This window comes from Streptacidiphilus monticola, assembly GCF_042658505.1.
In the GTDB taxonomy this organism is placed as follows: domain Bacteria; phylum Actinomycetota; class Actinomycetes; order Streptomycetales; family Streptomycetaceae; genus Streptacidiphilus; species Streptacidiphilus monticola.
Genome location: NZ_JBHSQJ010000040.1, coordinates 24,485 through 36,861, shown reverse-complemented (window position 1 = coordinate 36,861; position 12,377 = coordinate 24,485). Strand labels below are relative to the sequence as shown.

General features: G+C 73.6%; 13 protein-coding genes. 4 read left to right on the top strand and 9 right to left on the bottom strand.

What is annotated here, in order from left to right; all coding sequences use genetic code 11:
* Positions 1 to 55: 55 nt before the first annotated feature.
* Positions 56 to 295, bottom strand: coding sequence for a chaplin (locus tag ACFP3V_RS11130; protein WP_380582533.1), 240 nt, complete (start codon positions 293 to 295; stop codon positions 56 to 58).
* A 150-nt stretch (positions 296 to 445) separates the two neighbouring features.
* Between ACFP3V_RS11130 and ACFP3V_RS11125 the strand changes: the two genes are divergently transcribed.
* Positions 446 to 943 (top strand): copper chaperone PCu(A)C domain-containing protein, encoded by a 498-nt coding sequence (locus ACFP3V_RS11125; RefSeq protein ID WP_380582531.1) that lies wholly within the window; start codon positions 446 to 448, stop codon positions 941 to 943.
* 164 nt (positions 944 to 1,107) lie between these two features.
* Here the strand turns inward: ACFP3V_RS11125 and ACFP3V_RS11120 are convergent, their stop codons facing one another.
* The 4 genes from ACFP3V_RS11120 to ACFP3V_RS11105 all read right to left on the bottom strand — a co-directional run bounded on the left by ACFP3V_RS11120 (position 1,108) and on the right by ACFP3V_RS11105 (position 5,279).
* Positions 1,108 to 2,850 (bottom strand): carbohydrate binding domain-containing protein, encoded by a 1,743-nt coding sequence (locus ACFP3V_RS11120; protein ID WP_380582529.1) that lies wholly within the window; start codon positions 2,848 to 2,850, stop codon positions 1,108 to 1,110.
* Positions 2,851 to 2,962: 112 nt separating this feature from the next.
* Entirely contained in the window at positions 2,963 to 3,133 is a 171-nt protein-coding gene (locus ACFP3V_RS11115; RefSeq protein ID WP_380582527.1) for a hypothetical protein, read from the bottom strand.
* Positions 3,130 to 3,822 (bottom strand): class E sortase, encoded by a 693-nt coding sequence (locus ACFP3V_RS11110; protein ID WP_380582523.1) that lies wholly within the window; start codon positions 3,820 to 3,822, stop codon positions 3,130 to 3,132. The genes ACFP3V_RS11115 and ACFP3V_RS11110 overlap by 4 nt, the downstream gene beginning before the upstream one ends.
* A 47-nt stretch (positions 3,823 to 3,869) precedes the next feature.
* Positions 3,870 to 5,279, bottom strand: a complete 1,410-nt coding sequence (locus tag ACFP3V_RS11105; protein ID WP_380582521.1) for a lipase maturation factor family protein — start codon at positions 5,277 to 5,279, stop codon at positions 3,870 to 3,872.
* 91 nt (positions 5,280 to 5,370) lie between these two features.
* On the opposite strand from ACFP3V_RS11105, the gene ACFP3V_RS11100 reads away from it, so the two are divergent.
* Positions 5,371 to 6,012: a LysE family translocator gene (locus ACFP3V_RS11100; RefSeq protein WP_380582519.1), complete on the top strand. Its 642-nt coding sequence runs from the start codon at positions 5,371 to 5,373 to the stop codon at positions 6,010 to 6,012.
* Between the two features lie 3 nt (positions 6,013 to 6,015).
* Here the strand turns inward: ACFP3V_RS11100 and ACFP3V_RS11095 are convergent, their stop codons facing one another.
* Positions 6,016 to 7,434 carry a serine hydrolase domain-containing protein gene (locus tag ACFP3V_RS11095; protein WP_380582517.1) on the bottom strand — a complete coding sequence of 473 codons (1,419 nt, stop codon included), beginning with the start codon at positions 7,432 to 7,434 and terminating at the stop codon, positions 6,016 to 6,018.
* A 53-nt stretch (positions 7,435 to 7,487) separates the two neighbouring features.
* On the opposite strand from ACFP3V_RS11095, the gene ACFP3V_RS11090 reads away from it, so the two are divergent.
* Positions 7,488 to 8,342: a phosphotransferase family protein gene (locus ACFP3V_RS11090; RefSeq protein ID WP_380582515.1), complete on the top strand. Its 855-nt coding sequence runs from the start codon at positions 7,488 to 7,490 to the stop codon at positions 8,340 to 8,342.
* 7 nt (positions 8,343 to 8,349) lie between these two features.
* Here the strand turns inward: ACFP3V_RS11090 and ACFP3V_RS11085 are convergent, their stop codons facing one another.
* On the bottom strand, positions 8,350 to 8,958 hold the full coding sequence (locus tag ACFP3V_RS11085) for a hypothetical protein (protein WP_380582513.1): 609 nt from the start codon (positions 8,956 to 8,958) through the stop codon (positions 8,350 to 8,352).
* A 62-nt stretch (positions 8,959 to 9,020) separates the two neighbouring features.
* On the opposite strand from ACFP3V_RS11085, the gene ACFP3V_RS11080 reads away from it, so the two are divergent.
* Positions 9,021 to 10,850 (top strand): S9 family peptidase, encoded by a 1,830-nt coding sequence (locus ACFP3V_RS11080; RefSeq protein WP_380582511.1) that lies wholly within the window; start codon positions 9,021 to 9,023, stop codon positions 10,848 to 10,850.
* Positions 10,851 to 10,858: 8 nt separating this feature from the next.
* Here ACFP3V_RS11080 and ACFP3V_RS11075 read toward each other — a convergent pair whose 3' ends face one another.
* Together ACFP3V_RS11075 and ACFP3V_RS11070 are read right to left on the bottom strand one after the other, a co-directional pair.
* On the bottom strand, positions 10,859 to 11,449 hold the full coding sequence (locus ACFP3V_RS11075; protein ID WP_380582509.1) for a hypothetical protein: 591 nt from the start codon (positions 11,447 to 11,449) through the stop codon (positions 10,859 to 10,861).
* Between the two features lie 77 nt (positions 11,450 to 11,526).
* Entirely contained in the window at positions 11,527 to 12,177 is a 651-nt protein-coding gene (locus ACFP3V_RS11070; protein ID WP_380582507.1) for a GNAT family N-acetyltransferase, read from the bottom strand.
* Positions 12,178 to 12,377 lie beyond the last annotated feature (200 nt).

The following is a 12,377-nucleotide window of genomic DNA, read 5'->3' as shown; positions in this document are numbered from 1 at the left end:
AGGCTGGTCGCCGCGGTACCGCGGCGACCAGCCTCTGTCGCGTCTTGACGATGTGTCACTTGTTGATGCAGGTGTTGCCGAAGGCGGGGTTCAGCAGGCCGATCACGTTGATCGAGTTACCGCAGACGTTCACCGGGATGTGGATCGGAACCTGGATCAGGTTGCCGGACAGCACACCGGGGGAGTTGGCCGCGACACCGGTGGCGGTGGCGTCGGCCGAGGCGACCCCGGCACCGGTGACGGCCAGGCCGCCGGCCAGGGCCAGAACGGCTGCGAACCGCTGGATCTTCCGCATGCTTGCTCCTTGCTTGAAGCGGATCGGTCAGCTCGATACTGACCGCAATCGCCCCACCACTCTCAGCGATGCTGCGCCGTTCGGAGGGCCGACACCCCCAAAGGTCACCCTCCCAGAGGAGCGGACGGGGTCGCCCGGATAATGGACGGCATGCGCCGTGTACTGCTCCCCGCCCTGGTCCTGGCCACGCTCTCCGTCGTGGCAGGCTGCGCCGGCAACAGCGTCGAGCGCGCGGCGCCCGGCGCGGTCACGTCCTCCGTCCGGACCAGCGCGGACGGCACGGACCTGTCGGTCCGGGGCCGGAACGTCGATCTGCGGCTGACCCAGGTGGCCGTCCGGCTGGGCCCCTCCGGGCCGCGGCTCGACCTCACGGTCGACAACGAGGGACCGGTGACCGAGCATCTCGCTCTGGCGAGCGTCGACGGAACGCAGGCCACGCTGCACGGCGGAGCCACCGCCGACACCGGCCTGTCCCCTGCGGGGGTCCGCATCGCCCCCGCGGCGAAGGTCGCCTTCGGCACGGCGAACGCCCCGTCGGCGACGCTGCCCACGACGGCGACGCTGAAGGCGGGCGAGGACGTGCCGGTGATGCTGCAGTTCGGCATCGCGGGAATGATCCGCCTTCAGGTGCCCGTGCTGGCCCGGTAAGGGGCGAGGGCCCCGTCAGGGGCGGGAGAAACCGCGCGAGTACACACCACCCAGGGAGGTCCGTCCCGCACACGGGGTCGAACCTCCCTGGGTGGTGGTTGCTCGCGCTGGGGGCACCTCCCGCCCGAAGGGTGGGGGATCCTCGCGCCCCTGACGGGGTGGGGCTAGCTCACGGTGAAGTCGTCGCCGTAGACGTCGCCCTGGGCGTACCAGCCGTGGAGGTAGACGGTGACGGTGCCGTTGGCGCCGGTGGTGAAGGGGACCGTCAGCTTGGTCCAGGCCGTGCCGGAGGCCCAGGTCGAGGCCGTCGCGCCGCCGCTGACGCCGATGTAGGCGTACTGGCCCTGGACCCACCCGGTCAGGGTGTAGCTGTGGTTGGGCTGCAGCGTCAGCGTCTGGTCGCACTCCCCGGTCTGGGCGGATGTCGGCGCGGCCTTCAGGGCGTAACTCCCGCTGTGCACGGGCGAACTGACGACCCCTCCGCCGGACTGGCAGGTCCACGGGCTCAGGCTGCCGGACTCCAGGCCGCCGTTGGCCAGCGACGAGGAGCCGCCGCCGCCCGTCCCGGTGACGGTGAGCGTGTAGGTCGCGCTGTGGCTGCCGGAGGCCGCCGTGCCGGTGACCGTGATCGGGTAGCTGCCCGCCGCCGCGCTCGAGGAGGCGGTCGCGGTCAGCGTGGCGGAGCCGCCTGCCGTCACCGACGCGGGGCTGAAGGAGAGGGTGACCCCGCTCGGCGCGCCGCTCGCGCTGAGGGCGACGGACTGCGCGCTGCCCGAGGTGACGGCCGTGGAGACGGTCGCCGTGGCGCTGCCGCCCTGGGCGACGGACGCGGACGCGGGGCTGAGGCCGAGCGAGAAGTCGTTGCTCGGGGTGCCGCTGCCGCCGGTCGTGAAGGGCTCCAAGGCGTGGCTGAAGTCCCAGGTGCCCTGGCTGATGCCGGAGCAGGAGTCGGAGCCCGCCGTCCCGGGGCAGCCGCCGTTGTCGCGCTGCAGGGCCCAGAAGGACAGCTCGGCCAGGCCCTTGCCGGCGGCCCAGCTCTCCACGGCCTGGGCGTCGGCCACGGTGGTGGTCTCCGCCGCGCCGTAGTCGTCGATGCCGGGCATCAGGGTGATCCCGATCATGCCCCAGAGCTGCGCGGCGGTCTTGGACGGGTAGAGCGTGTGCAGCTGGTTGTAGAGGCCGGTCGCCGCGTTCTCCGCGTCGGTGGCCATGTGGTGGGTGGCGCCGTCGTAGTAGTCGAAGGTCATCAGGTTGACGACGTCGACCCGGGCGTTGTTGGCGACCGCGTTCTGCAGCACCGCCAGGCCGGAGGAGGCCAGGCCCGAGGTGGTGGTCGGCAGCGTGTAGGAGAACTGGACCGTCTTCCCGTTGGCCGCGGCCCAGGACTCCACCTGGGCGATGGCCTTGTTGCGGCGGTCGATGCCGGCGCTGTTGGTCAGCGAGTTGTCCTCGGTGTCGAGGTCGATCCGGGTGACGCCGTAGCTGGTGACGACGCTCTCGTACGCCGCCGCGATGGAGTTGACGTTCGTGCAGCTGTCCGCGATCTCGGTGCCGGTGTTGTCGGCGGTGTAGCCGCCGAAGGACGGGATGGCGTCGCCGCCGGCGGCCTGCAGCGCGGAGATGTCGCTGCCGAAGTTCGCCGAGGTGAGCGGCGTGCTGCTGTCGCCGTTCCAGTAAGCGGTGCACGAGCCCTTGGTGGCGGCCTGGATGAAGGCCAGGGTCAGGTGCTTGGCGCCGGACTGGCTGGACAGGGTGGCCGCGCTCTGGCCGTTCCAGGCCTCGAAGTAGGGCGCGAACACATGGGCGGGCAGGGGGGTGTTGGCGGCGTGCGCGGCCGGCGCGCCGGCCGTGAGCACGCCCGCGCCGACCGCGAGCGCGGTCAGGGCATGCCGAAGGAACGATCGCATGAGCACTCCTGTCGTGGGGGTGGAGTGGGATCGGTGAGCGAACGCCGTCAATGATTGGTATGGACCACTGGAACTGTCAAGAGTCTTACCAGTTAGGGTCCCTGACGGTTGCTCAGCCGCCGATGACCGGGTCGCCCTCCAGCGGCGCGCCCCACTCGCGCATGGCCCAGGCGAACCCCCACTCCCACAGCACCCAGGCCAGCAGCGCCGCCGCGGTGAGCAGGACGGCCAGGCGCAGCCACGCAGGGCCGGGGAGCGTCCGGTAGAGCCAGGAGGTGATCACGCGCCCGCCTTCCGTGCCGAGGAGGACCTGAGGTGGGCGAAGACGACGAAGCGGCCGGAGGACCCGTAGCGCGGGGTACAGGTGGTCACCGTCAGCAGCCGCCGCGCCGGGTCGGCCCGGCGGCCCTGGTCCGGGTCGAGGACGGCGACGTCGCCAGGGCGGGTCCGCTCGGTGGCGTCGACCGTGTAGACGTACTCCTGCCCCGGGGTGTCCACCACGATGGCGTCGCCCGGCCTGATGTCGTCGGGCAGGTCGGCCAGCGGCTCGAAGCCGGTGTCGGACGAACGGTGCCCGGCCACCGCGAAGTTGCCCACGGCGCCGGGGGCGGCCGTGTGCGGGTAGTGGCCCAGGCCCTTCGCCAACTCCCCGGCGGAGACGCCCGGATAGACCGGGTACTGCCAGTCGCCGCCCAGGGCGGGGATGCGCACGAGGGCGAGGGCGCCGCCGGGCACCTGAGCGGACCGGGCCGCGTCGGACCCGGATCCCGAAGCGGCGGGGGTCGGCCGGGCCTGCCAGGCGCGGAGGATCTGCTCGTTGACCGCCCGCTGCTCCGCGGTGGGCTGCGGGCTGGTGCCCCAGTGGAGCCAGGCCGCGAAGAGGCCCAGCATCAGCCCCGCCGCCACCAGCAGTTCGCCCAGCAGGCGGAGGGCTCCGCGTACGGTCTCCCCGACCGTCCGACCAACCGTCACAAAACAGTCATACCAGTCCGATCCGCGCGGGACGGCCCGCCACGCGGTCACCGGGAGCGCGACAGCGGCGGCAGGTAGATGCCGAGGAGTTCGCGGTCCCACCAGGCCCCGGTGGCCCGGTGGGTGGCCGGATCGGTGAAGCGGTAGCGGTAGATCAGCGCCCGGACGTGGCGGGGCGGCCCGTCCGGGAAGGGGTTGCCGCCGCGCCGGGCCAGCAGCCGCAGCGCGTCCCGGTCGCCCTCCAGCAGCTTCTGCGCGTAGCGCTGCAGCCAGGGCCTGGCGTAGCCGCGGTTCAGCGCGGCGAACCAGAGCAGCCAGTCCAGCCGCAGGTGGTAGGGCGCGAACTGGCGCGGCCGCCGCAGCGGGTCACCCGGCTTGCCGGGGAAGCCGTACTCCCGCCACTCCGTCTCCGGGGTCACCCGCTCCGCCGTGGTGCCCTGGAGCACCACCTCGTGCCGGAGCCGGCTGATGCTGCCGAAGGCGCCGTAGGTGTTGACCAGGTGCAACGGGTTGAAGGAGCGGTTCATCGCCTGACGGTGCGACAGCAGGTTCCGCGCCGGCCACCAGCTGAGCACGGCGACCACGGCGGTGAGGACGAGCGTCAGCACCTCGAACCAGAGCGGCGCCGCCGGGTAGTGGCGGGGCCCGCCGAAACGCAGCGCCGCGCAGGCGAGCACGATGGTCAGCCAGTTGAGCCAGGCGAAGTTGCCGGAGAGCACCAGCCAGAGCTGGGTGACGATCACGGCGGCCGCCGCTGCCGTGGCCACCGGCTGCGGGAAGAACAGCAGCGGGGGGACCAGGAGTTGGGTCACGTGGTTGGCCGCCGTCTCGACCCGGTGCAGCGGATCCGGCAGCCGGTGGAACCACCAGCTGAGCGGGCCGGGCATGGGCTGTGTCTCGTGGTGGTAGCGCAGGCAGGTCAGGTCGCGCCAGCAGCTGTCGCCGCGCATCTTGATCAGCCCGGCGCCGAACTCCACCCGGAACAGGAGCCAGCGCAGCAGGTAGAGGACCAGGATCGGCGGCCCGGTGTCCCCGTTGCCGAGGAACGCGGTGAGGAACCCGGCCTCCAGCAGCAGCGACTCCCAGCCGAAGCCGTACCAGGTCTGACCGACGTTGACGATGGACAGGTAGAGCGCCCACGGCAGCAGCCACAGCGGGACGGTTGCCGCCAGCGGCACGGCGTCCGCCGCCCCGGCCATCAGCGCGGCGGAGACGACGGCGCCGGACCAGGCCACGGCCTGGAAGAAGCGGTCCGACCAGTGCAGGAAGAAGAGGCTGGGGGCGCGCTGCCAGCGCACGAAGCGGGTGAACTCCGGGATCGGCGTCAGCCCGTGCGTCCCCAGCAGCGCCCGGCCCTGGCGGGCGGCGGCGAGGAAGCCCACCAGGTACACGGCGGCCACCCCGCGCTGCACCAGCAGCCGGGCCAGCCAGTCGTCGGGCGAGGCGAGCCACCCCATACGACTAGCCTGCCCCCGTCCCGACGCCGACTCGCGCCGACCGGGCGGTAAACCGCTGGAGCTGGGATCGGGGGCGTGCCTAGCATCAGGCATGCCCCCGATGGACCGTCTTCTCGCGTTCGTGGCCATGGCCACCGTGATCATCCTGATCCCCGGGCCCAGCGTGCTCTTCGTGCTCGGCCGGGCCCTCGCCCACGGGCGGCGCACCGCGCTGCTCAGCGTCCTCGGCAACACCTCCGGCGCCTGCGTCCTGGCCGGGGCGGTCGCCGTGGGGCTGGGGCCGGTGGTGGAGCGCTCCGCCGTGGCCTTCCTCACGCTGAAGCTCGCCGGCGCCGCCTACCTCGTGTACCTCGGCGTCAAGGCGTTCCGGCACCGCCGCTCGCTGCAGCAGGCGTTCGGCGCGGCCGCGCCCCCGGCGCGCGGCGATCTGCGCACGCTGGCCGAGGGCTTCGTCGTCGGCGTGACCAACCCCAAGACGATGGTCTTCTTCGCGGCGGTGCTGCCGCAGTTCGTGGACCGGGAGGCCGGCCACGTTCCGCTGCAACTGCTGCTCCTGGGCGCCCTGTTCAACGGCATCGCGCTCTGCTGCGACTCCGCCTGGGGCTTGGCCTCCTCGGCGGCACGCGGCTGGTTCGCGCGCTCACCGCGCCGCCTGCGCGCCGTGGGCGGCGCAGGCGGCCTGGCGATGATCGGCCTCGGCGTGACGGTGGCCGCGACCGGACGGGCCGACTGATCGTCAGAGCCCGCGCCAGCCTTCGGGATCCACGCCGCCGGGGGTGGGACCGACGGCGGGGTAGGGCTCCCGGGTCAGCACGAAGGTGCCGAGGTCCAGATGAACCCCGGCCTCCGTGCGCACCACGCGCAGCGTCTCGCCGTGCCAGTAGCTGTCCGCCTCGACGCGCCAGGTGCGGCCGTCCGGGTTCGGCAGCAGCCGGGCCTCGCGGGTGGCCGTGTTGCTCATCGGCACGAGCTCCAGCACCCGGCCGGGGCGCAGCCGCAGCGTGTATCCCGTCGGCCCCCAGAACCAGGGTCCGGTCAACTCCAGCAGCTCCCGGTCCAGTTCGGCTTCCGGAATGGGCCGCCACGGCTCCGGGATCCGGGGCTCGCGTTCGTCGACGATGGACACCAGGTCCGCCGCCAGCTTCCCGATGCCGCCCGGGAGCCCGGCCGTGGTGTTGGCCAGCACCACCGCCGCCAGACCCTCCGCCCGCGCCGTCCACAGCGCGGCCAGGAAGCCCGGCATCGAGCCCGTGTGTCCGACCAGCTCCACCCCCGCGGGGGTGCGCGCCCGCTGCAGGCCGAGGCCGTAGCTGTCCCAGTCGGCGGCGCCCGTCCCGGAGTGGTGGACCCGCATCTCGGCGAGGGTCGCCCGGGAGAGGACCTTCTCGTCACCATCCGTCAGGAACCGCGCCCAGCGGGCGAGATCGGCGAGCGTGGACCACAGCTGTCCGGCGGGGGCCATCCGCCCCGTGTCGTTGCCGGACGGCTCGGGCAGCAGCACGTCCGCCCACGGGTGCACCGCCCAGCCGCCCGCGTGCGGGGCCTCGGCCAGCAGCGTCGTCCGGGCCATGCCCAGCGGCTCCAGCACCTCGCGGCGCAGCACCGCGAACCAGTGCTCGCCGTCGCGCAGCCGCTCGACCAGTGCGCCCAGCAGGCCGTAGCCGAGGTTGGAGTAGTGGAACACCCGCCCTGCGGGATGCCGCTCCGCTGACCCGTCCCGCCACAGGTCCGCCAGCTCGGGCCGGAGCGCGCCCTCGGTCCGCTCCCACCACGGGCCGCTCGGCTCGTTGCTCAGCCCGGAGCTGTGGCAGAGCAGCTGGGCCACCGACACCCCCGCGACCTCCTCCGGCAGCCCGGGCAGATGGGACCCGACCGGGTCCGCGAGCGTGAGCAGCCCCTCGTCCCGCAGCCGCAGCACCAGAACGGCGACGAAGGTCTTGGTGATCGACCCGATCCGGAACTGCACGTCCGCGTCCGGCTCGTGGCCCGGCACGCAGCTCCGCGCGCCCTGCCACACCAGCTCCCCCTCCCGCAGCACGCCGGCCACCAGGCCCGGCACCCGCCCCTCCGCCTGCGCCACCGCGATCCGGCGCAGCAGTGCCCGCCGCGTCTCCGGCAGCAACTCGATCCAGCTCTCGGCCTTCTCCTTGCTCATGGCCCCGACCCTAGCCACGCCCCCCGACAACCGCCCCGCAATAATCCCCAGCTGTGGACAACTCCGTTCGTGCCCTGGTCGAAACGCTGCTCCCCGGCACCGATCTCTCCCGTGCCCGGGTCGAGGAGGGCGGCCAGTTCCACCGGGTCGTGCTCCTCCCCGACCGCGCCGTGGTGCGCATCGCCCGCACCGCGCAGGCCGCCGCCGAACTGCCGCGCCGCACCGAGCTGTTGCGTCGGCTCGCCCGGGCCGGACTGCCCTTCGCGGTGCCTGAGCCGCTCGGAGAGGTGGCCGTGGTCGACGGGCTGACCGGCGTCGCGCTCAGCCGACTGCCCGGTGCCCCCGCGGCCAAGGGCTCGGGCGACCCCGACCGGCTGGCCGGGGTGCTGCGCGCCCTCGCCGAGGTGGACGTCCGAGACCTGGCGGACGTGCTGGCGGAACCGCACGCCTTCGCCGGAGGCGCGCAGTGGCCCACGCTCATGCTGGACGGCGTCGTCCCGCTTCTCCCGCGCGAACGGCAGGCGGAGGCGCGGGCCCGGATCGAGGCGGTACTGGACCTGCCTCCGGTCCCGCCCTCACTGGTCCACGGCGATCTGGCGGGCGCGAACCTGCACTGGCATCCGGACGGCTCCTTGGCCGGCGTCCTCGACTGGGACTTCGCGCAGCCGTTCGACCAGGCCCTGGACGCCGCCTGCCTGGCCTGGTTCGGGTGGGCCGCCCTTCGTGCCGCCACGATTCCGGAGACCTTCGCCCGGGCCATCTCCTGGTACCGCGTGTTCGGCCTGGAGCAGATCGCCGTGCGGCTGCTCCAGCGCTCCCCCGCCGACGAACTGCAGCGCGTCGTCGGCCGGACCGTGGCCTGGCTCGACCACTCCGCCCGGATGAGCGCACAGGCGGTGGACGCCTGACGGTCCGTCACACGTCGTCCTCGCCGCAGGCGAGGTGCTCGGCCTCGAGCAGGGGAGGGGTCAGGCCGTGGGTGTAGCCGCAGCGGAGCACGTTGCCGTCCGGGTCGGCGTGCCAGGCGGTGACGGTGCCGGTGGCAGGGGAGCCGTGAATGCAGCTGCGGGTGAAGGTGACGGTGTCCACACTGGCCACGGAGGCCAGCAGGTAGCGGCCGGCGACGGTCGGGGTCATGGTGCCGGCCGGGCGCACCGGCAGGTACTGGTTGTAGCCGCCGAGCCAGGTGCCCGCTGCCGCGGCCCGCACCGCGTAGGCGCGGTAGGCGGTCGCGGCGTCGGCCTCGCCCGCGGTGGAGACGGCGGTGGCGTGGACGAACCGCACCCGCCGTTCGTCGTCGGTCATCGGCTGTCCGGCGGCGAGCGCGTGGGCGGACGAGACGGAGAGCAGGGTCCGTGCCGTCGCCGGCCTGCCGAAGTGGTAGCGCGCCCCCGTGCAGACGGCGGCGGACGGGGACGCGGACGGGGACGCGGGCGCGGCGGAGCGGGCGGAAGCGGCGCAGCCCGTCAGCACGGCTGCCGTCAGGGCGCTGAGCAGCAGGGACGTCGGCAGTGGTGAAGGCACGGGCGGAGAGGATACGGCCTCGGGTCTGGTCCGCTGTCAGGGGGAGTCGTTAGGGTCCGAACATGGCTATGGGGAGTGGGAATCCGGTCATCGACAAGCTCCTGCGGCTGCCCGCCTGGGTGGCCTTCGACGTGGACGGGGAGGGGAGGGTGCTGGCCGGCTCGGACGAGTCGGGTTCGATGCAGCTGGTGGAGATAGCGCCGGACGGCGGGGCCACCCCGCTGACCGCGCTGCCGAGCAGGTGCAGCGGTCGCTACCTGGCGGGCGAGCGGGCCGTCGTCGTCCAGCACGACGACAGCGGGAATGAGCGCGCTCAGCTGTCCCTGCTCCGACTCGACGGCGAGAGTCGGGAGTTGGAGCCGCTGGTGCACGACCCCCGGTTCATCCACGGGCTGGTCGACGTCGCGCCCGGGCGGATCGTCTACCGCACCAACCGCCGCAACGGCGTGGACTTCGACATCGTCGCGCGGGACCTCGCAACCGGTGCGGAGACGGTGGTCCACGGCGCCGGAGGCACGGTCGAGGAGTTCGCCCTCGCGCCGGACGGGCGCCGGGCGGTCACCATCGCCGCGTCCCATCGACTGGCCATGACGGACGAGCTCTACCTCGTCGTGGACGGCGGCGAGCCCCGGCTCGTCACCGATCCCGACGAGCCCGCCCAGTACCACTCCCCGGCCTGGCTCGGCCCGGACGGCGCGGCCCTCCTCGTCACCACCTGCCGGGGCCGCGAGTTCACCGGCCTCGCCCGTTTCAAACCGGACACGGAAGCCTGGTCGTGGCTGCTCACCGACGACACGCGGGACCTGGTCGGCTGGCCCTCCCCGGACGGCCGCCTGCTGCTGGTCATGGCCAACGACGACGGCCAGGCCCGGCTCAGCCTGCATGACGCCGCGTCAGGAGCCCTGCACCACGCCCTCGTCCTGCCCGGTGACGCCCACCAGGACGGCTGGGCCGCCTTCCACCCGCAGCCGAAGCCGGCCTGGTCGGCGGACTCCCGCTACGTCGTCCTCTCCTACGCCGACGCCGCCCACCCGGGCGACGTGCTGCGGGTGGACGCTGCCGAGGGCACGGTCACCGTCGTCGCCTCCTCCGGCGGTGCGTCGGCCGATGCGCCTGTCGCCCGGCCCGTGGCCCACCGGGTGCCGACGCCGGACGGGGAGCAGATCCCCTGCTTCGTCTACCGCAGCCCCGCCCCGGCCGACCCCGCCCTCGCGGCGAGCGCGGTGCTGGTGGTCCACGGCGGCCCGGAGGGCCAGGCCGTGCGCGGCTTCAACGTCCTGGTGCAGGCATTCGCCGCGGCGGGGCACACCGTGGTCGTGCCCAACGTCCGCGGCTCGCGCGGCTACGGCAAGCGCTGGTACTCGCTGGACGACAAGCGCCTTCGGCTCGACTCCGTCGCCGACCTGGCGGCCCTCCATGCCTGGCTGCCCTCGATCGGCGTCGACCCGGAACGGGCGGCACTGTACGGGGGCTCCTACGGCGGGTACATGGTCCTGGCGGGCCTCGCCTTCCAACCGGACCTGTGGGCGGCCGGGGTGGACGTCGTCGGGCTCTCCTCGCTGGTGACCTTCCTGGAGAACACGTCCGCCTACCGGCGGGCGGTCCGCGAGCGGGAGTACGGCACCCTGGAGCACGACCGGGACTCCCTGGTCGAGGCATCCCCGCTGACCCGGGTGGACGCGATCCGCGCACCGCTGTTCGTCATCCACGGCCGCAACGACCCGCGCGTCCCGCTGTCCGAGGCCGAGCAGGTCGCCGCGGCCGTCTCCGCCAACGGCGTCCCCTGCGAGCTGCTGGTCTACCCCGACGAGGGCCACGGCCTGGCCAAGCGGAAGAACCGGCTGGACGCCTATCCCCGGGTGCTCGCCTTCCTCGGCAAGCACCTGGCCTGACCGGGCACTCAGTTCCGCGGGAAGGTCACCCGCAGGTCCTCCGCCACCGAGCCGGTGCGCAGGGCTATCCCGTCCAGGGCGGTCTCCTGGCCGACGACGAACACCTGCTGGCCGTGCCAGTCGGGCAGTTCGACGCCGGCCAGGCCGTCCAGGGCGAGGCGACGGCCCGGTACGGGCACGCCGTCCACGAGCAGCGACACCTGAGTGGGCGTCAGCCGCGCAGCCCGGCGTTCGAGCGCCGCGACCGCGTCCATCCACGCGTCCAGTTCCGCCTCGGTCGGCGCCCGATCGCTGCCGCCCACCCAGTCGAACTGGGCCAGGTGGGACGGCAGTTCCTCCACGTCCCGGACGCGCGACGCCATCCCGTCCGGCGAGCGGACCGTCCGCACCGCGTAGAGCCGCCGCTTCGCGGCGTCGGCGTAGCGCAGGGTGATGGCCCAGGGCTCGTGGTCCGAACTCTCCACCCCGGCCTCGACGACGAACGCCGACTCGGCCGTGAACCCCGGCTCGGCCACCACCGCGAACGGCCCGGGGAACGCCTCCGCCGTGCTGCGCCATCCGCCCGGATCCGGCTTCCAGCCGTCCTGTCGGTACTCCATGTCCACACCCCCGCCTTCGCGCCCGCTCCCGCCAACGGCACCGTGTACCCAGCCGGGCGCGCCCCAACCGCGCCGGCCTACACGGTCGCCCGGCCCAGGTAGGTGAGCGGGCCGGGGTCGGGCACCGGGATGACGTGGAAGCCGAGGCGGTCGTAGAAGGCGCGGGCCGGGGTGTTGGCGGTGACCATGCCGAGGTGGACCCGGGGCACGCCCTTCCCCACCAGCGCGCTGAACAGCGCCTGCATCAACTCCCGTCCGTAGCCCGCGCGCTGGTGGCTGGGCAGCAGGTCGATGTGGAGATGTGCCGGGTAGTCGGCCAGTTCGGGCAGCAGCATCCGCTCCGGCGTGTGCATCAGACGCAGCATCACCTCGGTCGGCGTCCGGGGCGCACGCCCGGGGTCGTTCATCCAGGCCGGAGCGGGGTAGCGGTCGGCCAGCCGGGGCAGCCATTCCTCGCGGAAGCGGCGCACGAACTCCGCGGTGTCCGCCGTCCCGACGACGTAGCCCACGGCCCGGGTCCCGTCGTCGACCACGAAGGCCAGGTCGGGCTCCAGCTCCGCGTACGGCGCGGCGAAGATGTTGGGCAGCAGCTCGTGGTCCGGATACAGGTCCCGTGAGTCCCCGCCGTTCTCGGCGGTGCGCACGCAGATGTCGAACAGCGCGTCCCGGTCCTCGGGCCGGTAGGGGCGAACGAGGGCGCGGCGCGTCGGGTCGGCGATCGAGGTCATGGGAGGCATCCTGCCCCTCATGGGAGCGCTCCCACAAGGGAGTTGGCGTTACCGGCGCCCCGGGCGACTCCGACCCGCCGGCCCGCCCCGCCGGGCCGCCCCGCCCGCCGGACCGACGCGCCCCGCCCGCCCCCAGGAAGGCCGCCGGCGGCCTGGACGGCTTCGCCGCGGCCGAGGACCCGGCAGCCGGGCGACGAGGG